At 35.1% G+C, this 24,172-nt stretch carries 21 protein-coding genes; 9 read left to right on the top strand and 12 right to left on the bottom strand.

Annotation, left to right across the window (positions count from 1 at the left end):
• Positions 1-4: 4 nt before the first annotated feature.
• Together PT603_RS01480 and PT603_RS01485 are read left to right on the top strand one after the other, a co-directional pair.
• On the top strand, positions 5-316 hold the full coding sequence (locus PT603_RS01480) for a 2TM domain-containing protein (RefSeq protein WP_309258599.1): 312 nt from the start codon (positions 5-7) through the stop codon (positions 314-316).
• 35 nt (positions 317-351) lie between these two features.
• Positions 352-1,113 (top strand): LytR/AlgR family response regulator transcription factor, encoded by a 762-nt coding sequence (locus PT603_RS01485; RefSeq protein ID WP_008237990.1) that lies wholly within the window; start codon positions 352-354, stop codon positions 1,111-1,113.
• Here PT603_RS01485 and PT603_RS01490 read toward each other — a convergent pair.
• Complete coding sequence (locus tag PT603_RS01490) at positions 1,110-2,678, bottom strand: NAD(P)/FAD-dependent oxidoreductase (protein ID WP_008237988.1); 1,569 nt, start codon at positions 2,676-2,678, stop codon at positions 1,110-1,112. The genes PT603_RS01485 and PT603_RS01490 overlap by 4 nt on opposite strands.
• Positions 2,679-2,789: 111 nt before the next feature.
• On the opposite strand from PT603_RS01490, the gene PT603_RS01495 reads away from it, so the two are divergent.
• Positions 2,790-3,353: a PepSY domain-containing protein gene (locus tag PT603_RS01495; protein ID WP_008237986.1), complete on the top strand. Its 564-nt coding sequence runs from the start codon at positions 2,790-2,792 to the stop codon at positions 3,351-3,353.
• 38 nt (positions 3,354-3,391) lie between these two features.
• Positions 3,392-6,529, top strand: coding sequence for a WD40/YVTN/BNR-like repeat-containing protein (locus PT603_RS01500; protein WP_008237984.1), 3,138 nt, complete (start codon positions 3,392-3,394; stop codon positions 6,527-6,529).
• Positions 6,530-6,586: 57 nt separating this feature from the next.
• Here the strand turns inward: PT603_RS01500 and PT603_RS01505 are convergent, their stop codons facing one another.
• The 11 genes from PT603_RS01505 to PT603_RS01555 form a co-directional block, all read right to left on the bottom strand.
• On the bottom strand, positions 6,587-7,387 hold the full coding sequence (locus PT603_RS01505; RefSeq protein WP_008237983.1) for a DUF4138 domain-containing protein: 801 nt from the start codon (positions 7,385-7,387) through the stop codon (positions 6,587-6,589).
• Positions 7,387-8,364, bottom strand: a complete 978-nt coding sequence (traM, locus tag PT603_RS01510; RefSeq protein WP_008237981.1) for a conjugative transposon protein TraM — start codon at positions 8,362-8,364, stop codon at positions 7,387-7,389. The genes PT603_RS01505 and traM overlap by 1 nt, the downstream gene beginning before the upstream one ends.
• Positions 8,345-8,971: a conjugal transfer protein TraK gene (locus PT603_RS01515; protein WP_008237978.1), complete on the bottom strand. Its 627-nt coding sequence runs from the start codon at positions 8,969-8,971 to the stop codon at positions 8,345-8,347. The genes traM and PT603_RS01515 overlap by 20 nt, the downstream gene beginning before the upstream one ends.
• A gap of 20 nt (positions 8,972-8,991) precedes the next feature.
• Positions 8,992-9,825, bottom strand: a complete 834-nt coding sequence (locus tag PT603_RS01520; RefSeq protein ID WP_008237977.1) for a hypothetical protein — start codon at positions 9,823-9,825, stop codon at positions 8,992-8,994.
• 7 nt (positions 9,826-9,832) lie between these two features.
• Positions 9,833-10,420, bottom strand: coding sequence for a hypothetical protein (locus PT603_RS01525; RefSeq protein WP_008237975.1), 588 nt, complete (start codon positions 10,418-10,420; stop codon positions 9,833-9,835).
• 12 nt (positions 10,421-10,432) lie between these two features.
• On the bottom strand, positions 10,433-12,847 hold the full coding sequence (locus tag PT603_RS01530; RefSeq protein WP_008237973.1) for a TraG family conjugative transposon ATPase: 2,415 nt from the start codon (positions 12,845-12,847) through the stop codon (positions 10,433-10,435).
• Positions 12,837-13,121, bottom strand: coding sequence for a hypothetical protein (locus PT603_RS01535; RefSeq protein WP_008237972.1), 285 nt, complete (start codon positions 13,119-13,121; stop codon positions 12,837-12,839). The genes PT603_RS01530 and PT603_RS01535 overlap by 11 nt, the downstream gene beginning before the upstream one ends.
• The gene (locus PT603_RS01540) at positions 13,121-13,408 is read right to left on the bottom strand and encodes a hypothetical protein (RefSeq protein ID WP_040488615.1); all 288 of its coding nucleotides are present in this window, start codon (positions 13,406-13,408) and stop codon (positions 13,121-13,123) included. Before PT603_RS01540 ends, PT603_RS01535 begins: the two co-directional genes overlap by 1 nt.
• A gap of 462 nt (positions 13,409-13,870) precedes the next feature.
• Positions 13,871-14,536, bottom strand: a complete 666-nt coding sequence (locus PT603_RS01545; RefSeq protein WP_008237970.1) for an ATPase — start codon at positions 14,534-14,536, stop codon at positions 13,871-13,873.
• Between the two features lie 91 nt (positions 14,537-14,627).
• Positions 14,628-14,906, bottom strand: coding sequence for a helix-turn-helix domain-containing protein (locus tag PT603_RS01550; protein WP_008237969.1), 279 nt, complete (start codon positions 14,904-14,906; stop codon positions 14,628-14,630).
• Between the two features lie 256 nt (positions 14,907-15,162).
• On the bottom strand, positions 15,163-16,008 hold the full coding sequence (locus tag PT603_RS01555; protein ID WP_008237968.1) for an RteC domain-containing protein: 846 nt from the start codon (positions 16,006-16,008) through the stop codon (positions 15,163-15,165).
• 489 nt (positions 16,009-16,497) lie between these two features.
• Here PT603_RS01555 and PT603_RS01560 point away from each other — a divergent pair, with 489 nt between their 5' ends.
• The 5 genes from PT603_RS01560 to PT603_RS01580 all read left to right on the top strand — a co-directional run bounded on the left by PT603_RS01560 (position 16,498) and on the right by PT603_RS01580 (position 24,149).
• Positions 16,498-17,439, top strand: coding sequence for a helix-turn-helix domain-containing protein (locus PT603_RS01560; RefSeq protein WP_008237967.1), 942 nt, complete (start codon positions 16,498-16,500; stop codon positions 17,437-17,439).
• A gap of 841 nt (positions 17,440-18,280) precedes the next feature.
• Complete coding sequence (locus PT603_RS01565; protein ID WP_008237965.1) at positions 18,281-19,000, top strand: ABC transporter ATP-binding protein; 720 nt, start codon at positions 18,281-18,283, stop codon at positions 18,998-19,000.
• Positions 18,993-20,399: an ABC transporter permease gene (locus tag PT603_RS01570; RefSeq protein ID WP_008237964.1), complete on the top strand. Its 1,407-nt coding sequence runs from the start codon at positions 18,993-18,995 to the stop codon at positions 20,397-20,399. Before PT603_RS01565 ends, PT603_RS01570 begins: the two co-directional genes overlap by 8 nt.
• A gap of 1 nt (position 20,400) precedes the next feature.
• Positions 20,401-21,822 (top strand): DUF3526 domain-containing protein, encoded by a 1,422-nt coding sequence (locus PT603_RS01575; protein WP_008237963.1) that lies wholly within the window; start codon positions 20,401-20,403, stop codon positions 21,820-21,822.
• Positions 21,823-21,830: 8 nt separating this feature from the next.
• Positions 21,831-24,149, top strand: a complete 2,319-nt coding sequence (locus PT603_RS01580) for a TonB-dependent receptor (protein ID WP_008237962.1) — start codon at positions 21,831-21,833, stop codon at positions 24,147-24,149.
• The last annotated feature ends 23 nt before the right edge of the window (positions 24,150-24,172 follow it).

Genomic DNA, 24,172 nt, shown 5'->3' on the forward strand with positions numbered 1-24,172 from the left:
AACTATGGAACAAAAAGAGTATCATAAAGAAGATCGCTATCTACAGGCTGTAGAGCGTGTTAAAGAGATAAAAGGTTTTTACACCCATCTTTTGGTGTACATCCTTATTAATTGTATGTTATTGTGGCTAAATACCAAAGGTTTTAAAGAGCCACTATTTGAAATTGATAATTTTTATACAATTTTCTTCTGGGGAATAGGTCTTGTTTTTCATGCTTGGGGTGTATTTGGGAAAGGATTATTGTTTTCCAAAGACTGGGAGGCACGTAAGATTAAAGAATTTATGAAAGAGGATCAATATAATAAGTGGGAATAGGTTAAAAATAATCCTAGCAAAGAGATGCATTGCTTATGAGAATTATAATAATAGAGGATGAAAAGCCGGCAGCTAGACTTTTACAACGGAAGCTGGAAAATATGGCTATAAAAGTGGAGTGTATGCTGCATTCTGTGGAAGCCTCTTTACGTTGGTTTAAAGAAAATCCACATCCCGATTTGATTTTCCTAGATATTCAACTATCAGATGGGTTATCTTTCGAAATTTTTGAAGAAATAGAAATCACTAGCGCAGTTATTTTTACTACAGCCTATGATGATTATGCTCTTAAAGCCTTTAAATTAAATAGTATTGATTACCTGTTAAAACCTATCGATGATCAGGAATTGCAAGTAGCTTTTGAAAAGTTTAAGATGCGGATTCCATCCAAGGAACAGGTGGTGCTCGATTTCAATCAGATTAAACAATTTCTTGTAAATCCTTTGGAGAGAAGCTATAGAAAGAGGTTTACTACCAGAATAGGTCAGCACTTAAAAATGATTTCAGTTGAAGAAATTGAATGTTTTTACAGTGAAAATAAAGGGACCTATGCCTTTACCTTGGAAGGGAGGAACTATTTATTGGAAAACACCTTAGAAGACCTTGATCAAGAACTTGCTCCCGAAGTGTTTTTTAGAATAAGTAGGAAATTCTATGTAAATATTAATGCAATAAAGGACATTGTATCCTACACGAATTCCAGATTGGAAATAAAGCTACACACTTATAATGAGCTGCCAATAATTGTGAGTAGAGAGCGTGTGAAAGCATTTAGGGATTGGTTAAATACCCATTAAATTGATGAGAAGGTACCCATACTTTCAACGCAGCGCTCTGCACATTTTTCTCCATCAATTGCCGCAGAAATAATACCTCCTGCATAACCAGCACCTTCGCCACAAGGATATAATCCTTTGATTTGCACATGTTCTAAAGTAAATGAATCTCTAGGAATGCGGACAGGTGAAGAAGTCCTTGATTCAGGAGCATGTAAAATAGCCTCATTGGTAAAATATCCACGCATAGTATTGCCAAAGGCAACAAAGCCATCTCTAAGTATTTTGGTGATAAATGTTGGAAATACTTCACCAAGTTCTACTGATGATACTCCCGGTTTATAAGAGGTTGTAGGTAGTGTGGAACTTACCTTTTTTTGCGTAAAATCAACCATTCTTTGTGCAGGGACAGCCTGAGTTTTTCCAGCTTTCAACCATGCTCTTTGTTCAATTTCTTTTTGAAAATACATACCTGCTAAAGGAGAATCGCCAAAGGCTTTAAAATCTTCTGGACGGAGTTCTACAACTATACCAGAGTTGGCAGTGGATTGATCACGTTTACTTGGAGACCACCCGTTAGTTACAACTTCTTGTGGGCTGGTGGCGCAAGGTGCAATAATGCCACCGGGACACATACAGAAAGAATACATTCCTCTTCCGTGTACTTGTTTTACAATACTGTAAGCTGAGGGAGGAAGATAATCGCCTCTGTCATCACATTTGTATTGAATCTTATCAATAAGAGATTGCGGATGTTCGGCTCGTACTCCTAGGGCAAATGGTTTTGCCTCTATATATATTCCTTTTGTATATAACAATTCAAAAATATCTCTAGCTGAATGTCCAGTGGCAAGAATGAGTTTTCGACAATGCAACAAATCTCCTGTAGCCGTTTGAATTCCATGTATTTCATTTGATTTTACAAGGATGTCGGTAACACGTGTATTAAAATGAATTTCACCACCTGAAGCAATAATTTGATTGCGAATATCCTCAATTATTTTAGGAAGCTTATTGGTGCCTATATGTGGGTGGGCATCGATAAGAATCTCTTTAGTGGCACCAAACCCTACCAAAAGCTTTAGAATACGCATTACATCCCCTCGTTTTTTAGAGCGGGTATATAACTTACCATCACTATAGGTGCCAGCGCCTCCTTCTCCAAAGCAATAATTAGAATCTTCATTGACAATATGTTGAAGGTTAAGCGCTTTAAGGTCTCGTCTTCTTGCCTTTACATCCTTTCCTCTTTCAAGGACTATAGGTTTTTTTCCCAATTCAATGCAACGAAGTGCTGCAAAAAGTCCTGCAGGTCCAGCACCCACAATTAATATGGATTCTTGTTGCGATACTTCAGGATAAGAAGGCAGACTTATTGGAATATCCTCAAAATCTTCATTGACAAAAACGAGAACTTTAAGGTTGATTTTAATGTTTCGTTGGCGCGAATCTATCGATCGTCTTAAAATTTCTATATGTTTAATTTCTGAGAGGGGAATACCGCTATGTTGGGCTGTGGCAATATGCAGTGCTTCCGAATTGGCTGCAATTTCAGGAGATACTTGTAACGTTAATTCGCGTTGCATAAATAAAAATAAGCGTACAAATATACAGCAAACTGATCAACTGAAATTAACATCCCTTTAAGAATCTCACTTTTGCAATTAAGTATCTTAGCAATTTAATACATAAATTAATTGAAAATTAACGCAAATAAGGCCGCTGCATCAACTCGTTTTTATAGAAAATTGCATCGTTGGGTGGCTATTCCACTTTTAGGTGCCATGTTTTTATTGGGCGCCACAGGATTGTTATTGGCATGGAAAAAGGAGCTTAAATTAACACCTGAGGTTATTGCAAGAACAGCATTTGAACAGCAAACTACTCTTTCACTGGATAGTCTTCAATTAAGAGCTGTCACCTATATGAAGGATTCCTTACAACTGGCCTGGCAAATAGATCGTATGGATGTACGACCAGCCAAAGGAATTGTTAAGGTACGTTTTGAAGAACATTTTACAGAACTTCAATTAGATATCTATTCAGGTGAAGTGGTGTCCGTAAGACAACGAACTTCTGATATTATTGAAAAGATTCATGATGGATCAATTTTGGATTTTTTGATTCGGACAAATAACGACGAGATTAAGCTAGTGTATGCTTCCTTAACTTCTCTTGGACTTATGTTGTTGAGCATAAGTGGATTCTACCTTTGGTTTTATCCAAGGCAAATAAAACGTACTAAAAGACAAAAACACTAAATTTAACCTTTAAGACGAACCTAAACCAACCAAAAAGTATGAAAAATCTAGTATTAGTATGGATGATGATTACATCCGTAACTCTTTTTTCACAGGACTTTTCAATGGAAGTTGTAAAAGGCATGCAACCTCGGAGTATTGGACCTGGAGGGATGAGTGGCCGTGTAACTGCCATTGATGTGGTTCATTCCAATCCAGAGATAATGTATGTAGGAACGGCCTCAGGAGGACTGTGGAAATCTTCTTCTGGAGGGGTCACTTGGCATCCAATTTTTGACAAAGAGGTAACAGCCTCTATAGGAGCAGTGGCTATACAACAATCAAATCCTAGTGTGATTTGGGTGGGAACTGGAGAAGGAAACCCACGAAATAGCTTAAATGGAGGATATGGAATTTATAAATCACTTGATGGTGGAAGATCCTGGAAGTCTATGGGACTTGAAAATACACGTCATATCCACAGGGTGGTAATTGATCCGACGAATCCAAACACCGTATATGCAGCGGCCATTGGATCTCCTTGGGGAAATCATCCAGAAAGAGGCGTATATAAAACCACTGATGGAGGAAATACATGGAATCTTATTTTACATACCAATACTAGTTCAGGGGCTGCAGATTTAATAATGGATCCCACGAATCCAAATAAGTTGATAGCTGCTATGTGGGAGCATAAGAGGGATCCTTGGTTTTTTAATTCAGGAGGCCAGGGAAGTGGACTCTATATCACTCATGATGGAGGAAATAACTGGAAGAAAATAACGGATAAGGAAGGGCTTCCAGAAGGGGAACTTGGGAGAATAGGAATCGCAATCGCTCCTTCAAAACCAGCTATTATTTACGCCTTAATAGAAGCTAAAAAGAATGCACTTTATAAAAGTGAGGACGGAGGTTTCTCATGGAAAATGATTAATGATAAAGGAGAAATAGGAGACAGGCCATTTTATTATTCTGAAATTTATGTTGATCCTCAAAATGAGAATAGATTGTATTCCATTTTTACGTATGTGAATGTTTCTCAAGATGGAGGTAAGAGCTTTGAGATGCTAATGCCGGCCTATGGAGTCTCTAATGGAGTACACCCAGATCACCATGCATGGTGGATTCATCCGGAAAATGGGAATTTTATGATAGATGGCAATGATGGAGGAATGAATATTACCTATGATGGTGGAAAAACCTGGAGGTTTATAGGAAATCTTCCCGTGGCTCAGTACTATCACATTAATACAGATAATGAGTATCCATATAATGTGTATGGAGGAATGCAAGATAATGGATCGTGGAGAGGTCCAGCTTATGTATGGAAAGCCCAAGGAATACGCAATTCATATTGGCAAGAAATTTCTTTTGGAGACGGATTTGATGTGGTTCCAGACAAGGATGATTCCAGGTATGGTTATACCATGAGTCAACAGGGAAATGTGCAACGTTATGATCATGTTACTGGAAATAATTATGGAGTAAAACCGACTCATCCAGATCCTAAAGTATACCTACGCTATAACTGGAATTCAGCTATTGGACAGGATCCATTTAACAATAGTACGGTATACTTTGGAAGTCAATTTGTACACAAAAGCACTGATAAAGGTCTGACATGGAAAATCATTTCTCCTGATTTAACTACCAATGATCCAGAAAAGCAAAAGCAGTCCGAGAGTGGGGGACTTACCATGGATGCTACCGGAGCTGAAAATCACTGTACAATTTTAGTTATAGAGCCTTCTCCCATAGAAGAAGGGATGTTATGGGTAGGAACGGATGATGGCCAGGTACAAATAACCAAAGATGGAGGAGTAACTTGGAGTAACGTTACTTCGGCTATAAAGGGGATGCCAAAAGGTGCTTGGATTCCTCAGATAAAAGCCTCCAATAAAAATAAGGGAGAAGCTTTACTTCTGGTCAACGATTACAGACGATTTAATTATACACCCTATGCATACCGAACTAAGGATTATGGAAAAACGTGGCAACGTATTGTTTCTGAAAAAGATGTGAAAAGTTTTACCCTGAGTATCGTTGAAGATATAGAAGAATCTAATTTATTGTTCTTGGGTACAGATGATGGGTTATATATATCATTAGACGCAGGCGATTCTTGGACTAAATGGACAGAGGGATACCCAACAGTACCTACTGCGGACATGGTTATCCAAGAACGTGAACACGACTTGGTTATTGGTACTTTTGGACGTTCTGCATGGGTGTTAGACGACATCCGACCATTACGAGCTCTAGCTAAGGATAAGTCAATTATCAACAAGGAGGTGTATTTGTTCAATCCCCCTGTTGCATACCAAGCAGCTTATCAACAGCCTACAGGTAGTAGATTTGGCGCTGATGCAATGTATCAGGGAGAAAATAGACCGTCTGGAGCTATGATTACTTATTACTTTAATAAAGGTGAATCTAAATCAAAGGATTCTGTTTATTTGAATATTTATGATGGCGAACGTCTTATTAGGACGTTAAAGCAAAAGGCGCCAACAGAAAAAGGGATGCATCGCTTCTTTTGGAATATGGACGAAAAAGGTGCCCACCGACCTTCGCGACAAGTAAGTAGAAGAAATAGTGAGCCCGGTGGAGTACAAGTTGCCCCAGGTACCTATAAGGTAAAATTGACCTACTTGGATCAGACACTCGAAACTTCTATAGAAGTGAAGGCTGATCCTCGTTTGGAAGTTACCAATTCATCTTTGGATCAAAAATATGCTGCTTTAAAAACATTAGAAGGGTACTCTCAACTAGCTGCTGATGCCACAAAACAATTGGTAGAAAGTAAAGAGATTGCGGAAGCTTTTGAAAAAGAACTTTCCGGTTTGAGTAAAGAAAAATACAAAGATGCCATTAAAGCTTCTAAGGAAATTGTAGCTACAATAGATACCTTGCTAAACGGTTTTGTAGGGACCGTTGATAAGCGACAAGGAATTGTCAGAAATCCTGAAATAACGGTATCTCAACAAATTAATTTAGCCACTGGCTATGTAAGAAGTCGCCCTACAGGAATAACGGCAACTGAAATCCAATTAATGGACAATGCGAAGAGGTATTTAGAGGAAGGATTGGAAAAAGTTAATACTTTCTTTACCCAAGAGTGGACTGAATATAAAAGGAATATAGAAGCCACTGAAGTCACTAAATTTAAAGACATCAAGCAATTTAGGATGAATTAAGAATTGAATGATATTAAAAACGCCTGTTGAATGTATTTTTCTTCAGGCGTTTTTTTATTAGAGAGAAGTGGTTAGCTGTAATTTTCTACTTCCATTTCGTTCATGAATGACCACTTGAAGTCTTTCTTTTTCGGTGAGAACAAATTTGGGCACTACATATATGAAATGATACTTTACTCCATGAAATATCGTATCGGGTTTATTATGTATGTAGATGGGCTCCAGAGGTATTCTTTGAAGTGAAGCTTTCCTTTTTTTACTTCCGCTTATTCTATAAATAGCCAGATACTCGATTTCGAAATTTATACCTGAGTAATTACTCATTTCTAAAGCAAGGTAAGTTTCGGACCCGTAGTACACTGGTTTTCTCAGTTGTAATTGGATATCATTAGTACTGTTAGTGGCCAGTGGTCTTTTTGGATTATTACCTATGTAATCACTAAATTTTCTCAAATAGGTAACCCTATTAGTAATGCTATCAGTGGTGTTTATTAACGATTTTGGTATTGGCTGTAAAGGGGTTTCGTTTCCAATACTTTCTTTATTAGTGATGAAATAATTGAATTGAGGAAGTGTATTTGAATAGGCCAATATATAGGAGTACAATGAGCCATCTTCTGTCACAATGAGAAGATTACTTTCTGGCCCTGGATGCGCTTGTAATAAACCAAAATGTTGTGGTTTTTCCCTATTATATGTGAATAGAAAACGAGTAGTCCCTGTGATTGCTTGGCGGATAGGCTTTGGAAAGAATAGGGCCACATTTTTTGATGAGTTAGCATAAATAGTATCCAAGGGAGGTTGGGCTTCTATGGTGTGCAGCGCAGTTAATGCAACTATTAATATATAATTTTTCATTAGTTAAGAAATTGAGTGGGTTTAGTTGATGTCTTTAGAATTAGTTGGTAATTATCCATTATCATAACTTTTACATGTCGATTATTTCTTCTGAAAATTCCCTTAATTCCATGTACTTGTGGTATTCCAGCTATGGAGATATCCCTAACTGCATCATCTATAAGCTGTTGCTCTGCTTCAGCGCGAAAGCTATTTTCAATATAAATACCTTCATTGCCATCTTCCAGGTCAAAGGCTGTTAAGTGTATCAGGTGCTGGCCAATACTTTTAATGGTAATCAGAACCCGATTAGGTTTGAACGAAAGAAAGCCATAAATAGGAGTATTCTTTGGAAATAGTATTCCATAAATAGTTATTTCTTTGGAAAGTCGCATCTGTAAACGCTGTTCTTTTTTTACCATTTGGGTACCATCAACATAGGCATACAATTCTAGATTCTGGGAATGAACATCCGCTTTCTGAAATTTAGGGAGAGATCGATAAAATTGTTCATGTTCTAGGATTATTTCTTTGATAGGGATAGTTGAGGAATCCATGGAACGAAAGTTACTCTTAGGTTCTAGTTTTTCAGGTTGTTCCATGTGATTAGTTGCCATGGAATTAGTTTTCTCGTTGTCATAGAGACCTAGCCTCATAAGTTTGAAATGTCTGCTTTGTCCAAGGGTATATACACTATCGATAAGATGTTTTTTTTTGAGACTATCTAAACTAGCATGATGATGTCCAACAGCGTCTAATGTCGTTTGATCATACATACTTGGAGGGGTAGTTTGTCTTATTTCTTTTAAATTGTTTAGGGCCTCTAATCTGGAGTGATATTCCCTTTGATGGTCTACTAATTTTGGCAAAGGCACCTGATTATGATCTATAACATCTGAATGGTCATCAGTAAAAAGAAGTATGCAATAGGCACCTATAAATAGTATAAGACTTATAACAATGACTATGAAAACAATTTTATTTTTTGGTAGGAGCATAATTATCTAGTTTACGTAAGGTGTTTTCGAAGAAATTTGTAATAAGCAAGCCATGTGGATTATGTGGAAAGTTTCTATCTACACGCATTAGGTTTCCAGAAGTAGTGAGTTCATAGATGTCAGTTATAGGACCTCTATTAATATTAAATACAGTTCTGGTTGTAAAGGGAAAAGGTTCTTCTTGAATATCAACAATGGATTCTATTGAAATTACCTTTTGCACCAAGGCATATTGCAAAAGGCGATTATAGACTCCATCAACTTTTTTTTGATGATAAAGTGCATCAATGGAACTGTTTCCTAACCAAAGTGCCTTTTCAAGATTTTTTTCATAATTGCTAGCATCAATACCATAAAAATATTGATGAAATAGAGTAAGATGTGTTTTTGATTCTACTTCAAGGTTCTCTCTTTGAGAAACCATTTTTAATGGAATTATAGACCCATCGCTATTAATCACAAAGGCGCTATCCATACTGTTGTTATGAAGTTTAATCACCATATAGGTTGAAAAGCAACAAGTGATGACAGATCCGAAAATAGTGGCCATTACAATAAACCGATTGGTGTGTAGGACATCGTAAATGTTTTTATAGGGTATTTTCATGAGTGTTTTTTTATTAGAAGTTAACCGCCTGTAAAAAGGCGTAATACAAAAGAAATGGCCCTACGATAGAGCTTAAATTTTAGAACAACAATGAATCCTATTGAAGCACATTCAATTAGAGGAGCAAAAAACTCTTGACCCCAATCGGTTCCAAAAAGTGCCGTCCAAAAATTCGTATTGATTTCGGTATAGAGGTAATTGATAAATACATTTACTAGAAAAAAGGCAGGAACTAGCATATATATACCTGTATATAGTTTAAAAAAATTATAGGCAAGACTTCTAAACTTTTCAAATACTGCTAAACTTATTACCAAAGGGAAAAAGACTTGCATAATACCTAGTAGGAAGTATCTTTCAGCGAGAAATAACGGATAGATGAATATATCTAATAACCAGAGAACCACAGCAGCAATAAAGGCGAGCATTTTTAATCCGTATAAAGGCGTTACTAGTGCTTCATAGAGTATTGCCATTGCTTTTTTTGCAGCTTCAATGGCACCTATATCTTGTTCCAAATCTAAATCTTGTAACTGTAATGGTAGAAGTGCAGGAGCTGTATAACGATACTGAAATTCAATAGATACAAGGATGCTGTCCAATACAGCTAATACCTCTGTGGAAAATAGGACTAGGATAATGACGGCAACGTTTTTCGCTAACTCTGTTGGAGTAAGCCCCCAAGTCTGTCCATCAGTAGCAGCTATTCCTTCATGATATTTCTTTAATAAATTAATCATGAAAAAAAGAATCGCCAATGTTTTCATACCAGTAATAGTATACTGTGAAAAGTTACTGTTTTTGATGGTTTGAAAAACCGAATCCATATATTCTAAACCTATTCCTAGAAACATGAGTTGTTTAAAATTGGGTTATTCGACTGTTGATTTTTTCTTGCATTTTGCGAAATGATATCACCTCTTTATATCGTTTAGTTTTTAAGCTGACTTCAACTAGAAGCTCATCAGATTGGGATTCATGCACTTTTAAAAGTGTAGCGCGTTCGGCATCTGTCATTTTTAAAAAGTGGCTCGTTAGTATTTTATCTACATACGAAATACTTTCCATGGCATATACAAGGATGTCCTCAAAGGAGGTAATAACTTGTGGAATTTCCTCGTAGGTAATGTATGGCGAGTTTATAATGCTTTTTACGTCCCTGTTAACCATGTTCAGTAATTGTTGGTTGTTTTTAACCAATTTTTTAACTGCATTTAGCTGGCGTACTGTTGTGCTAACCTGTTCAATATGGTCTTTCTGTTCCTTAAGAAATTCAACTGTTTTCAATAACTGAGAAGTTTGCTTAGCGGATTCCACAAGTTGTTTAGCAAGACTGATAAAGTTTGTGTTGTCATAGACAGGCATTCCCTGTCCCATGGAACTGGTAGGTAATAAAATGACTAAGATCATGACCACCACCGAAATGTTTAGTTTTTTAATTGGATTCATAGGTATAAAGTTTTAATGATTACTCTGTGTTTTGTTATTGTGTAAGAAATTTTTAATTGCTATTTCCATATTTCCAGTTGAATTATAATACCTCATAATAGTTTCGTTTTCCACCCCATCAGTGAGGTATGCTGCGTAGACTTCTGGGGGTACTTCTAATCGGAAGACATTACTTTCACTCCCTATTTTGATGAATATTTCAGTAAATTTTCGGATCCCAGTTAGGTTATTCCTTAAGGAGTATAACTGATGGAGGTCATGGATTGAAAGATTTAAACGGGTCCTTAATTCTTCGTATCCTTTTTCGTTTTTTAGACTATAAATAACCTGGGTGTTTTCAAGTATACTGGCAGAGGTGCAATTATTAGGTAGTTGATTTATAGATTGAAGGATAATACCTATGGCACCATTTTGTTTGCGAATAGCTTGGTAATAGAACTCAACACTTTCCAGAACTCCCTTGAATTTAAGCTGCTTAGCAAATTCGTCGAAAAGTATAATTCCTTTATCTGTTCTATTATTCCAAATGGTTCTTTGAATGGCAGACTTAATTAGTTTAAGCATTACCGACAGCATTTCTTTATTATCCTTTACTTCGTCTAATTCGAAGACAATCAATTTTTTATCTTCAAGTTTAAAGGTTTGATCAGTGCCCGGAGTAAACAAAAAACCGTATAAACCATCCTTAACATATTCCGAAAGGATATGCAAAAAGTTATAGGTGCTAAAGTGCTTTTCACTTAATGTCAACGTAGAACTAAGAGTCTCTTTCTTGCGGTCCACAAAATCATAAAATGATGTCAAAGAATGGTCTGAGTGAATTTGTTGATAATAGTATAGCATTACCTTTTTCATGGCCACCTCCTTGCCTTTGGATATCTTTTTCCCTTCTGCTAATAATTCCAGAAGGAATACTGATAAATCTTCTATTTTTTCTGGAGTTAGGTCTGCTTTATTAGTGATGTAAAAGGGATTAATACCTAGGTTTTTACCATGCTCATATCTGAGTATGATATGATCAGACGGATATAGGTTCGCAAATTTCGCATAGGATCCTCCAAGGTCAATTATAACTAATCGGACCCCCTGTTCAAAGTATTGCCTAAGTATGTTATTGGCTAGGAAAGATTTTCCTTCTCCAGTAGGTGCAAAAATGACAAAGTTTCGGGCCTTAATACGCTTCTTTTTTTCATCCCAAACATCTTTTAGAACTGGTATGGTATGTTGCCGGTCATTAAAAATGATTCCTGCAGGATCGGAGCGATAATTTGTATTATTGATATATAAACAAAGGGCGTGTTTTAAGTCGCTAACATATAGGTCTTCATCACTGAAATTAGAAGAAAAACCAGGATATGAGTTAAGAAAATAGTGTTTGCGTTCTTCTCCTTTTGGGTAATAAGGGAGAATGTCTAATTCTTTAAACTCAGTGTTAATTTTGGAAGCAATACTTGGCAGGTGCTCTGGATTTGAACTCCAAAAAAGAATATTTAAATGCCCACGAATAATGCGTGAACTCTCATCTAAGTTTATCCGTTCAACTATTTTTTTTAATTTAGATAAGAGCACTTTGTTCTGAGTGCCGAAGTGCACACTCTTGCTTAGTTCTTCAATTCTCTTCTCTAATAGTTTTCTCCATTTAAGCTTGTCATCCATATAAATGATATGATTGACAATATGGTTTTCATTTAAAGATAACCCTAGTCCATCTAGAAACCCCTGATGGAAGCTGAAGCTGTCGGTTGTAAACAGGTCATTAATTTTGCTGGTTTGAAGGGCATCACCAAAACAAAGCTCGCTGTTTACAGCTAAAACATCGAAATGATGATTACCCACACAAATACCCTTAGTAAGTTGGATATCTGTATCAAAATCGTGATTAAATCCATTAAAATAGCTATGTGTGTGCGCTATGATGTCATCCTGGTTAATGGGAAGTAAGGCAAACTTTCTACTATTATTTATAAAAGATACAGCTTCTTGAACAGCTCTTTTAAAGGAAAATACTTGGTCTGATAATTTTTGAGAAATTTCTTTGATTACTTTGGTAAATGGATTGACATATTTAGTGGGGTTGGCTGTTTTGTGTAGCGGTAGAACAAAGAACATATAACTGTTATGGAGAATATAATCCCTGCCTTTAAAGTGATTGAAGGTCGCTTTCTGTAAAAAAGTGTTTTTTGGTAATTGTGTTCCTTTAAATGTTGTTTTTTGGTAGATATCCTGCTTGTGAATGATGGTGCCAATAGGGAGATATTTAAATGCTTGAAACCAGGTGTTGTGTATTTCTTCAAAATCTTTATCAGCCAATGAATAGATCTCAGGTAAAATAGTCCTGAAGCATACCACTATATTACCATTGGAGGTAAATAGAGTGTTCTCCTGAATATCTAAAATAGGGTGGTAATCAGCCAAATTAATTTTCATTGTAAAAGAGTTGAGTTATTTTTTTAGTACTGATAGTCTTTGGAAATTTTTTTTTAAAGTGAATGGCTGTTGGATGTTTGGTGAGGTAAATGAGTACCACATACAATTTTACATTTAGACTGCACATAAAAACAATCAAACCAATACTGAAGGAAAATATAATGACTAGAAGTGAGCCAATAATAGAGGTCATTTGTAATGCGAACAATGATACTGGAAGTCCCATAATTTTTGCTCGTTTTCTAATGTCTCTATAGGGTATATAGGATTTCATTATACAACAATGCCAATTAAGTAGGTAAATATGCCAACTACCGCTCCCGCAATTAGAACAAAGATGAGCACTCTAGTAATACCTTTTTTTAAATCTGCATTTTCTCCGAAGAAATGCCCTGCGTTAAAAAGGAATCCTACAAGAAAAATGATTCCCAGTATGATTGGAAAAATAGCCCTTATAGTATCTGAAATATCATTTACAGAATTTTCAATTCCTCCAATTTGAGCAAATAAGGGATAGGATAACAGTACAATAAGTAGCAGTGCGTACATTGATTTTTTCATAGTAAATCGTTTTAGGTGGATGTTTAAGTATAGAAGGAAGTTAGTGTTTAAAACACTGTAAATAAAGGTGTTGTGTATTTTTGTGAATAAGATATTGTTTGGTGTTGAATGTGCTTATTTGATAGTAAATCACATTACATTATATTAGGAAATGCCTTTGAGATGTTCATAACTTGTGGCGATACACGTTTTGGGAGTGCTAAAAATGCAAATGGCAGTAGGTAACTACACTTAGACTTGAACTCTATAAATAAATCAATGGTTAGAGAGATTTAAAATGCACATTGGGATAGCATCTTAAAATGGTTTTTAAGAGAAGATGTAGAAAGCGTAAAACTGTTAGTTCGTATGAGATATTAAAATAAAATAGAAGAGAATTAGGTTGTCTTTGGTATGTAGACATCCTGAGTTTATTGTGTAGTATTTATTTGAAATACAAGTTAAAGAGTAGATCTTTGAAAGTTATCTATTTCTTTTATCCTTACTTTTCTTATCAAAGCAAATCAGATTAAAAAGTTGTTTCATCCTAGAATACACTCGATCTCCATAATATTCTTCCAATTCTGTTGGATTTAAACTGGTGGTAGCATGCGTTCTTATTTTATTTGCAAGAAAGAGATCATATCTTGAAAGCAGAATTTCTCCTAAGACATTACAATTTTTTCCAAAATATTTCCCTTTAGGTTCTACTCCTAAATCATCAAAACAATAAAATTGACGATTGCCATAATCTTCAATGATGTTATATCCAATACTATTAAATCCAAAAACAATATTTCTGGTGGGGATAACCTCGTATGGGCGTTGATGAGGAACAATATGCTTCAACAAACGGATTAAAGAAGTTTTACCACATCCTACGGGACCAGTGAGTAATATGCCTTTGTGTATGTCAATCCCTAATTTTTCGCAGGTTGATTTGTCTTTAATAAAGTAGGAGCATAATGAAAAGAGAATTTCTCGGTCTTCTGGGTAAATTTTAAATTTCCCTCCAAAAAGGAGTTTTCCTTTTACATTTAGGTAGGTAATGATTTTATTAAAATCATAGATAATGTAATCACCGTTAGGTTGACCAAGTTCGTACCGAACAGGTCCTTCCTTTATTATATGTGGGTAGTCTAGTTTCATAGGAATTGTTTAAGTTTTGACCTTTTCCATTTATCTATTATTGATAGAGTATTCTTTGGCAAATAGAGACTTAAGATCCTATTTAAGGAGATTAAATGGTACTATATATTTTGTTTTTTTCTAAGATTTTAACAATGTCATTATAATCATAATACAAAAGCCCTCCTACTTTGGAGTACGGTAAGGTACCTTTGGCACGCATTTTTTGAAGCGTACTATGGGAAATTCCAAGTAATTTTACCACTTCATTAGATTTCAACCATCTTTTAGAAGTAGGTCTGTTCCGATGCTTGAACATTTCATGGATTTCTTGAAACAACTCGTTTTTTAACTCTTGAATGTACTTAGAAATGATGACTGACTTTTCCATACGAATTTTTATTAAAACAAGGCCATCACTATGTATGAATGATTTTTAAGGGATGATGGCCTTGTGAGATTTGACTTGGAGGCTAAAGTTGGACTATTTTTTTGACTTTAGTTCACCATCTTCACGTAGTTACGAAAGATTTTTTTAAAGGTGTTTAAGGTCGTGTTTTCCACTAAATTTTGAATTTTTGAGTTCTTTTGCGGCAATTGAGTCATGATTCTAACAACGTTTTTGTTGGGTAAGGACTGGAGGGTAACTACGATAAATCGTTTTCTGAGTTTATTTTATCTTGAAACCTGGTAATTAGTTTGTTGAGAAAGGTGGATCTGTTCTTTTTTCGAATTTTTATTTCTGAATAGGTTTTATAGATATTATCTAAAGTAAGATCAAATAGTTGTTCAAAAGCTTGAGCTATTGCTTTAATATCTTCATTTCCGTTATTAATGGCGTTTGAGGCTTGTAAGGCATAGATGAGTTCAACAAGTGAGGTTTTTGAGGCGGTCCATTCTAATGATTTTGTACTTATTTTTCTTTGTTCAGGCTGCTCATTATGTTCAATCTCATTTAGTAGTGTATTTAGATATTTAATGAAATTGTACTTTCCTTTAATACGAGCCCATAAGATATCATGAGAGGTAAAGAAAGCGGGATCAAGATAGCTTAGTTCAATTATAGATAGTATTGGAAATACTTGGAATTCACGGGTGAAATATTGTTGGTCAAATTTGGTGAGTTCTTGCTCCATGTACTGTATAAAATCACAATGCTTTGTAAAGAACTTGTTGATACGTTTTATCTTTTTCTTTAGAAATGACAATTGACTGGATACACCAATTTTTGGCATTAACAATTCGCAGGCGTATACGTCACTATAATAGAACAGTCTACTCATAGGTTCTACTTTTATTTTTTTAAAGAAATTAATTTCTTCATCAACTGAAGAAAATCCATGTTTTACAATGTGATTTTTTAAATGGTACAAGGCACTATTGAAAAATTGTATTCCTTCACTGGCTTGTTTCGCACTAATTCGCTTGGTGGTTTCAATATGATAATAGGTTGTTTCAATATGCTCTAACCTATAATTATACATTTTATGCATGGTTGTTAAATTATTGGTTACGGTTATATGAGTTGGGATGGCTCTTTGAGAGGGCCTGAAAAATACTCTTTTAGAAATAGTAACTTTCCTAAAAGCTGCGCAGCATAATTTCCTTTAGCCTATCTAGAGGTGAGATTCAAAGGAATAAAGTGGTAGATTTTTTTTAACAGATTTGGGATTCCAGTTTTAGTTATTTAAGTTATTATATTAAAAAATCTATTTGGCTGCAAACTATTTAAAATTTACTGGTTTTCAAAAGGTTAAGGTGTTTTATGATAAAGTAATCCTTTTCAGATATGAAATAATCCTTTTCAGATAGTTTTTGTATTAAATTAATATATAAGATTTTAAGATTAGTATTTAATTACTTATATTGATACTCTGATTTTTGGGTGTAAGTTCTTGAAAAGTAATTGAATATATAGATTGAACAGGGTTGGAAGTGTTTTAAATCTGGTAAAAGTTGTAGAACCAATAAATTATTTAGCCATGTTTAGAATTGAAAATCAATCACGATTAAAAGGTATTTATAAGCAGCTACTTGAGATCTACAAAGGAAATTATTCAAGTCGTATTGATCGCACTGATTATTCCGATGATTTGGAAGTATTAACAGTGTTGTTGAATATGGTTACTGAAAAATTACAGCCTTTATCAGTACTACAAGAAGATATTGATTTTAAAAATTCCTCCACTTCCTTAAATATTGTTATTATAGTAAATAATGATTTTAAGATAATGGAATCAAACAATAGTTTTTCTCAACTGGTAGGCAAAGAGGGAACACAACTTTATAATCAACCTCTTGAAAATTATTTAGCAAACCAATCTATAGAAGAATGGTATAGGTTAAAGAAGGAATTAACGCATACTTCTACTATCGAAAATAAGATCAATTTATGGTTTAAAACAAACCACGCTAGACCGTGCTCAGGGATATGTACAATAGTTTCATTTCCAAGAACTTCTTTGTTGTATGGAAAAAGAATTTTAATAGCGAGCATTAGGGTTGAAAATAAAATATCATGTCGAAGTGTTCATAAAGACCAATCAAGTTTGGGACGTACAATGCTAGATGTTAAGAAACAGAAAAAAGTAATTCCAGCACTCAATGGTCGCGATATTTCAATTCTCATTTCTATAGAAAATCATGTAAAGAATAACTTGCAAATGCCATTAGTTACCCTAAGGGAGTTGGCTCATTCTTTTGGAACTAATGAGTACAAAGTAAAAATTGGATTTAAAAAACTTTTTGGAGTATCTGTTTTTCAATTTTTGAAAAATGAACGATTAAAGAAAGCACATGCCTTAGTTAAATTCACTAGTATTCCAATTAAAGAAATAGCATTAACAGTGGGTTTTAAACAACCTAATCATATGTCAAGAGAATTCAAAAGGCGATATGGATATAATCCTACCGAACTGAGATAAGGTAAAATTTTGGGAATACCAGATGTAAATTTTATGATTTTTTGCTAGATGGAGGTGTTTGTTTTTAACAGACTTCTAACATATTATGCGTATCAATTTGATAGATTTGTACCCATATGGATTACAGATACCTTAGGAAAATATCGACACTGTTTTTTCTTTTCGTTTTTCTATCAACGAAGGTTTCTGGCTTGCATATATTGAATCATGGTGATGACCATGAAGATTTAGCACATTGTATCCTTTGTGACCATGCGACTGCATTTAACGGCACACCTGTTTTATTAGCAAGTGTACAAGAGTTAGAAGTTAAAGTCGTTCCAGTTTTTGTTGATAAAGAAATTACTTCTTTATACGATGTTCCCTTCTTTTCAACTAATTTTTCTCACAAGTTATTTACGAGGCCTCCTCCACAATTCGTACACTAGGTATCATACATTCCTCTTTTATATAGGTTTGAATACTATGCGTTGACATGGTATTCTAGAGCTATATACATTTTTATATTCGGATACTTTTATCTCTGGATACTTTTGGTTTATTACCCAATTGGGCATTGTCCTATTTTGAGTATTCTTCCAAAGAAAAGGTAGCCCTTAATTGAATCATGATACCTTGTTGTCAACATATAACAACGGCGAATTGCTCGCTGTTGATTTTATGCCTGATAGCCATCCCTATTGTGATATCTAAATCCTTTATAAATGAATCATTTATAAAGAATATTTAGCATATCTAAATCTATTATTTTGCTGTATACCAACACTTTGTATAAAGGGGTTGTCTATGCCTGTTATTTATAAGTATTACAAAATAATTGTTTTAAAACAAAAATCAAGTTATGATAATTACAAAAGAACTTACCAAAAAATACGGTGATTTTACTGCGTTAACCAATTTGAATCTCCATATCAATTCTGGAGAGATATACTGTTTGTTAGGCGCTAATGGAGCTGGAAAATCTACCACTATTAATCTTTTACTAAATTATATTAATCCTACCTCAGGCCAGGCCTACATAAACGGAATGGACGTACAAAAACAGGGTAGGGAAACCAAAAAGTATATAGCTTACATACCAGAAAATTTGATGCTTTATCCAAGTCTTACGGCTATTGAGAATTTGGACTACTTTTCAGGAATTGCTGGAATCAAACTTCAGAGAAAATCGTTAGAGGAACTTCTTTCGAAAGCCGGATTACAGTCAGAGGCGTTTTATAAACCTACCGTAGCTTTCTCTAAAGGAATGAGACAAAAGGTAGGGATCGCTATTGCATTGGCTAAGCAAGCCAAAGTATTGTTACTTGACGAACCTACTTCCGGATTAGACCCTAAAGCAAGTAATGAATTTGGGCATTTACTCCTACAGCTACAAAAAGAAGGAGTGGCTATTTTAATGGCCACACATGATCTTTTTAGAGCTAAGGAGATTGCAACGCACATTGGGATTATGAAGGGAGGAATACTTCAGCACGAATTTAAAGCCTCTGAAATCACCTTGCAAAAATTAGAAGAAGTGTATTTACAAACCATGAACTATAAAGAGTTGCATCATGATTAAAAGAACATTACTTAAGGAATTAAAGGAACTTTTCAGAGATGGTCGAATACGAATAACAATTGGGATTGTAGTACTACTTTTGGGAACAGCCATCTGGGTAAGTGGGAGTCAGTATATAGAAGCAAAAGCTAATTTTGAAGCTTTCACTGAATCAGAGAGAGAGACCTGGGAAGGTCAAGGGGAGAAGAATCCCCATTCTGCAGCACATTATGGTACCTATGCATTTAAACCAGAATACCCCCTAGGGTTATTGGATAAAGGGATTGATAAATTCACGGGAACCTCCATATTTTTAGAAGCTCATAAGCGCAATGAAGCCCAGTATATACCTATAGCGGATAGAACTGGTTTGGCGCGTTTTGGTGAATTAACCCCAGACTTTATATTATTGTTTATTATTCCCTTGTTGATTATTTTAATGGGATATAATAGTTATACAAAAGAAAATGAGCAAGGAACATTCTTATTGTTAAAAAGTCAAGGTGTAAAAAAACACTCGTTGCTTTTGGGGAAATGGACAGCATTATTCATTCCTATAGCAATAATATCTTTGGTTCTTTTTTTAATAGCTGGACTTATCATCTCTAATATTAAAGATTTAGGAAGCTTTAGTTGGGGTTCCTTGGGGATTTTACTTCTAATTTATTGGGGATATTATATCGTATTTATAAACATAACGTTATTTGTTTCTCGAATTTCTAAGAAATCAGCTATTGCGCTAGTGAGTTTATTAGGAGTGTGGATCGTTTCCTGTTTATTAATTCCTAAAGTTGCAAGCAATATTGCCAACTCAAAGTACCCCTATCCAACTAGGCAGCAATTTACTTCTACCATTAAGAAGGAAAAGGAGGAAGGGTTAGATGGACATAATCCCTGGAGTGAAGCCGCTAAGCAACTGGAAAAGGAGACCCTTGCTCAATATAATGTGGATAGTGTACATAAACTACCCTTTAATTATGATGGATACAGAATGCAAAAAGGGGAGGAACATGAGTCTGAAGTATACAGGAAACACTATCAGAAACTAAGACAACAATTTGCTAATCAGGCCTCTACATATAGAGCATTATCTGTGTTGTCTCCCTTTTTGCCCACTCGATTTCTGTCTATGGGAATTGCTCGAACTGATTATTATACTCATTGGGATTTTGAAGACAAGGTAGAAGATTATCGATTGTCTAAAGTTCAATTTCTCAATGAATATTTTGCTAAAAACTCCAAGTATGGAGATTGGGGCTTTGAAGCTGATGCAAAATTATGGGAAAAGCTACCTGAGTTTACCTACCAATATCAACCATTTAGTGAAGTGTTAAGGCAACAAAAATCGTCTTTATTCATTTTGGGGGGCTGGTTACTCTTTACTTTTTTCCTATTGTTTAACGTTAAAAATAAGATCTAAAATGTTAGTATATAATTTTAAGTATGAATTAAAAATTCTATACCGAAATCGGTGGGTTCAGCTCCTCACAGTTCTTTTATTGGTTTTGTTTGTTTTTGCTGGATATAACGGTAAACAAAGAGTAGATAAAAGAATGGGGGATATACAAGCAGCTCAAACTATGGTAGAGTTGTCTGACGCAAAAACCCTGGCAAACTTAAAAGCCATTGAAAATGGAGAAGACCTGGGATTAAGCAATTGGATCATTCCAACCTACCCAATGAATGTTGGAAATTTAAGTCCCAGATTGGTGGCTATGCCTGCAAACGAAATGGCTTTCATGGCCACTGGGCAGAGTGATATTTACACTCATTTTGTGATGCCAACAGTGTTTGGTGATGATTTTGCCATTAATGTCTCCGAAATGTCGAGTCCAATCCAGTTGCTTTTCGGGAGTTTTGATCTGGTGTTTGTTGTGGTGTATTTATTACCGTTGATTATTATTGCGTTTTCCTATAATATTCTTTCTGAGGAAAAGGAACGCGGATCACTGCGTTTATTGGCCTCTCAACCTATTTCAATCCGTCTTTGGGTGTTGCAAAAAATTGGGGTTAGACTATTTTGGATGTTACTTATAATATTTTTAGTAACAGCCCTTGTTTTTTTACTAAACACTATTAATTCGTGGGATGGATTTGTTACATTTTTAGTGAGCTGTAGTGTGTACATGTTTTTCTGGTTCACTTTGGCTTTTGCTGTAAATATCACTGTAGGTAAATCGGTACAGAATGCTTTTGCTCTATTGGGTTTTTGGATAGTGTTTGTATTGTTAATACCCTCTGGTGTAAATCAATTAAGTGATAACCTATATCCTATTCCTCCTAGGAGTGAACTTATTAATGAAGTGAGGGAGCATAAAGCAGAAGCAACTAAAATGCAGGATGAAATATTGGATAATTTTCTTCGTGATCATCCGGAATATGCCATGTCAGAGGGAGAACAATCTCGTTCCTTTTGGCATAATTATATGGCATCTCAAGAAGTTGTGAAGACCCAACTTGAACCATTATTATTTGAATATGAAAAGAATCTTGGCCTTAGACATCAATGGGTTGACAAACTGCAATGGGTGTCTCCAGCAATTTTGACCCAACAAGCACTAGTAAGCCGAGCAGGGACTTCGAAGATTGATTATGAAAATTTTTGGAAACAAGCCTCTCAATTTGGTGAGATTTGGAAAGGCTATTTTATTCCAATGTTATATACAAATCAGACGTTTACTTCTTCTCATTTTCAAGAGTTACCGGAATTTAAGTATGACTTTAAAAGTCATAGAATTTTCGATGTAAGAGTGTTTGGAGTGCTACTACTAACGGTATTAATTATGCTTTTAACTGCATTGAAATACAAACTATCAAAAAAGAAAAATGAAATCATATTATAAATAAGGATATGAGAGATAAACAAATATTTTTATGGATAAACTTATTGATATGGTTGTTTATTCAAGAGGTAAATGGACAAAATAAAATCCATGGAACCGTATTGGACGCTAATGGAAAATACCCTTTGATTGGAGCTTCGGTAATGATCGAAGAAACGAGTCAAGGTTCTATAACTGATGCACATGGAGGGTTTGAGATTACGAATGTAATTTTTCCTGTGCAATTAAAGATTTCATTTGTTGGTTATGAGACTATTATACTGAATGTAAAGGAATATCCTGCAGATTTTATAGTGAGATTGATTGAAAAGCCTCAGGAATTAAAAGAAATAGTTGTGTCTGCTTTTGAAGGAAGTAAACGACTTAAGGAAATCCCTGCGTCCGTAGCTAATGTTGGATTTCGTGAAATAGAAAGGTATAACTTAACAAGCCCTCAACAAGCTCTTAATACCTTACCAGGGGTTAAATTGGAGTCTACAACAATTGGAAGATATTCCCTTAAGATTCGGGGAGGAAACCTTGGGGATATAGGTCATGATGATGGGTATAAGACCTATTGGAATGGTATTCCTGTAACTTTAGCAAGTGGAGGACTTCCATTGGGACAATTTGATTATGGTAGTGTAGAGACGATGACTATTATTAAGGGGCCATCGGGAAGTATTTATGGTTCAGGATTAAGTGGCGTTTTATTGTTAGAAAATAGAAAACCTTCGTATAAACAATCTAGTATACAAACCGATTTTTTTGGAGGAAGTTATGGGACCTATCGTTATGGGCTTACCTTCACCACCGGAGGTCAAAATAGTGATGTAAGATTACAGTATTCCAATGTTCATACAGATGGCTATAGAGAGGAGGCTGCTTCAGATAATAAATACGTGAATTTGAACGCTAGATTTTTCCCCAACGAAAAGCAAAGTTTATCTCTTATTGCACAGTATGTTGATCGCAGCTATGGCATACCTGGGAATCTTACGGCAGAGCAAGTAGCGGAAGACCCAAGACAATCTACTTTTTCTAGAGAATTGGACAATGGTTTAAGGGGTAAAAATATGCTAATAGGAGCCTCTCATACTTTGCGTTTTGGTAAAGGTTGGGAAAACAACACTTCTTTTAGTTATCAAGTCTATGAAGGTAATTTTTTAATTGGTAATCAGTATTTTACTGTTGCTGATAGGAATATAACAACTGCATTTTCTTTAAGAACGGCCACTACTTACAACTTTAAAGGTCTATTTGGAAATCATGCGAAATGGATTTTTGGTGCAGAATACACACGTGGAATAAATGAATTTAATGAATTTGGAAATGGTTTTGAAAGTGCTATTGTAAGTGCGAGGACTGCAACTGACCGTTCTGTTCTCGGGTTTAGCCAACTCGAATTTGAACTTCCAAAGGATATAACTTTAACTCTAGGTGCAAGTTTTAATAATTTTCGTTTAGATTTTCAAGAACGACTTTTACCTATGGAGAATCCTTATTTTTCAAAGGAAGTGAATGACTTTTCACCTCGAATAGCCTTGACAAAGAAAATTAGTGAAGGATTATTTTTATATACCAATGTGAGCAAGGGGTTTGCTCCTCCACCAAGAGGTGCTATAGATAATAACGGAACCCAATTAAACTTTAACTTAGAGTCTACTAAAGGCTGGAACAAGGAGTTAGGAATACGTGGAAATACATTTAGTGGTCAATTTTTTTATGATATAGCGCTTTATAAATTAGATGTAAAGGATGTAATTCTTCCAAGGGTCTCTAGTAATTTACAAGGGATTGAACTCATTGTTAACGAAAATGCCGGAGCTATAAATCGCAGTGGAATTGAAGTAAGGACAGAATATTTGGTAAGGTTGAGACCAGAAAGCAAGTTCTCAAAGGTTGGAGTATTTAGCAGTTATACTTACATGAATCATAGATTTGAAACTTATAATACTATCGAAACTGATCAAAATGGACAGACCACAGAAATTAGTTTTAACGGTAAGCATGTGCCTGGAATCCACCCTCATACCTTGGTATCGGGCCTAGATCTTGTGTCCAAATATGGAGTGTACCTTAATGGTACCTATTCATTTTATGATGCAGTGTACTTGAACAATAGTAATGCTATTTCCGACAACGCCTATCAACTTGTTGATGTTAAAATTGGTTTTAAAAATTCATTGAATACCAATTGTTATTTGGATGTTTTTGTTGGGGGTAATAACCTATTAAATACCAGTTACAGTTCAACTCATCAGTATAATTCCTCTTTTGGAGCCTATTATGATCCGGCGCCCGGAAGAAACTTTTACTCCGGAGTTAACATTAAGTATACTTTTTAGGGAGTTAACTGCGCATTGTATTT

The organism is Imtechella halotolerans, assembly GCF_028743515.2.
GTDB lineage: Bacteria > Bacteroidota > Bacteroidia > Flavobacteriales > Flavobacteriaceae > Imtechella > Imtechella halotolerans.